The sequence below is a fragment of the Burkholderia sp. A2 genome (genome assembly GCF_001729305.1).
Lineage (GTDB): Bacteria > Pseudomonadota > Gammaproteobacteria > Burkholderiales > Burkholderiaceae > Burkholderia > Burkholderia sola.
On the sequence record NZ_LZXX01000041.1, the window covers coordinates 1 to 1,698 of the forward strand.

Annotated in this window: 2 protein-coding genes and 1 pseudogene; all 3 read right to left on the reverse strand. The window is 65.3% G+C overall.

From position 1 onward, the window contains the following. A pseudogene (locus A9Z05_RS37485) lies at nt 1-272 on the reverse strand (DUF72 domain-containing protein); the annotation flags it as partial. Next, on the reverse strand, nt 194-1,414 hold the full coding sequence (locus tag A9Z05_RS03530; RefSeq protein WP_069616894.1) for a cyclopropane-fatty-acyl-phospholipid synthase family protein: 1,221 nt from the start codon (nt 1,412-1,414) through the stop codon (nt 194-196). The pseudogene A9Z05_RS37485 and the gene A9Z05_RS03530, both read right to left, overlap by 79 nt. A 122-nt stretch (nt 1,415-1,536) precedes the next feature. After that, nucleotides 1,537-1,698 (reverse strand): pyridoxine 5'-phosphate oxidase C-terminal domain-containing protein (locus A9Z05_RS03535; protein WP_305143980.1); only part of this gene is annotated, 162 nt, incomplete at its 5' end.

Sequence of the window (1,698 nt, forward strand, 5' to 3'; positions counted from 1 at the left end):
GTCACGGGCTCATCGGGGCTGGCGGGGCGATCGTCATGGGCCGGCGACGCGCGTGCGGCATCCGTCGGCACGCCGAACAGGTCGAATTGCCCGTCGGCGTGCGACTCGTTGGCGTCGTCGCGCGGCTGTCGTTGCGGCGGCGCCTTGCGCCGCGTCCTGCCGTCACCCATGCATGCCCTGCGTGAGGCGCCGCCTAGCGCGGCAGCGCGTGTTCGTACATGTAGCGCCGCGACCACGGCAGCGTTTTCGCGCTGCGTCCGGCCTTGCGGCACACGATCTGGAAGATCGACACGTCGTCGTGCTCGAATGCATACGCGCAACCGGCGAGATAGACGCGCCAGATGCGGAATTTTTCGTCGTCGACGAGCTTTCTCGCTTCCTCGGCTTTCGCTTCGAAGTTTTCCGTCCAGATATCGAGCGTGCGCGCATAGTGCCGGCGCAGGCTTTCGACGTCAACCGCCTCGAGTCCGCCGCGCTGCGCTGCTTCGAGCGCGAGGCTGATGTGCGGCAGCTCGCCGTCCGGGAACACGTAGCGATCGATGAATTCGCCGCCGCCGAGCGCGGTTTCGCCGCTTTCCGCGTCGGTCGACGTGATCCCGTGATTCATCGCGATGCCGTCGTCGGCGAGCAGCTCACGCACGCGCGAGAAGTAGAGCGGCAGGTTCTTGCGGCCGACGTGCTCGAACATCCCGACGCTCGTGATCCGGTCGAACTGGCCTTCGATCTCGCGGTAATCCTGCAGACGAATCTCGATCTTGTCTTCGAGGCCTGCCGCCTTCACGCGCGCGGTCGCGAGGTCGAACTGGTTCTGCGACAGCGTCACGCCGAGGCACGTCGCGCCGAACTTCTGCGCGGCGCGCAGCACGAGCGCGCCCCAGCCGCAGCCGATGTCGAGCAGGCGCTGGCCGGGCTGCAGCTGGATCTTCGTCAGGATGTGGTCGATCTTCTTGATCTGCGCGGTGGCGAGATCCTCGTCGCCATTCTCGAAGTACGCGCACGAGTACACCATGTTCTCGTCGAGCCACAGCCGGTAGAACTCGTTCGACACGTCGTAGTGGTACTGGATCGCCTTCTTGTCGGTGCTCTTCGTGTGATTGAAGTAGCGCTTCACGCGTGCCAGCTTGCTCGCGCTCGTCACGGTGCTGCGCGCGAGCGAGTAGCCGATGTTGATGATGTCCGACAGCTTGCCTTCGATGTCGATCTTGCCCTTCACGTACGCCTCGCCGAGATTGTCGAGGCTCGGTTCGAGCAGCAGCGGCAACGCCGATGCGCTGTTTACCTTCAGCGTGACCTGCGGTGCGCTGAAGGTGCCGAAATCGAGTTGATCGCCGTTCCACAGCACCAGTCGCGCCGGTATGTTCGCCTTTGCCCGTACTTCATCCGCCCACTGTGCCAGCTTCTTTTCCCAGAACATTTGGATTCTCCGTTTGTTCGTTGAATCGAATACAGCCAAGTATCTTGACCGGCGCCCACCGCTTGCGGCGCAGGCACCCGGATGCAACAACGAGACACGACCGGCGCACGCCGGCGCCGCGCTTACGGCGACAGGCGCGAGATCGTCCAGCCCGGCGCCGCCGTGGCGTCGCGCGTATAGAGCAGGCGGTCGTGCAGCCGCGACGGGCGCCCCTGCCAGAATTCGATCGCGTCGGGCACGAGGCGGTAGCCGCCCCAGTGCGGCGGGCGCGGCGGGTTGTCGCC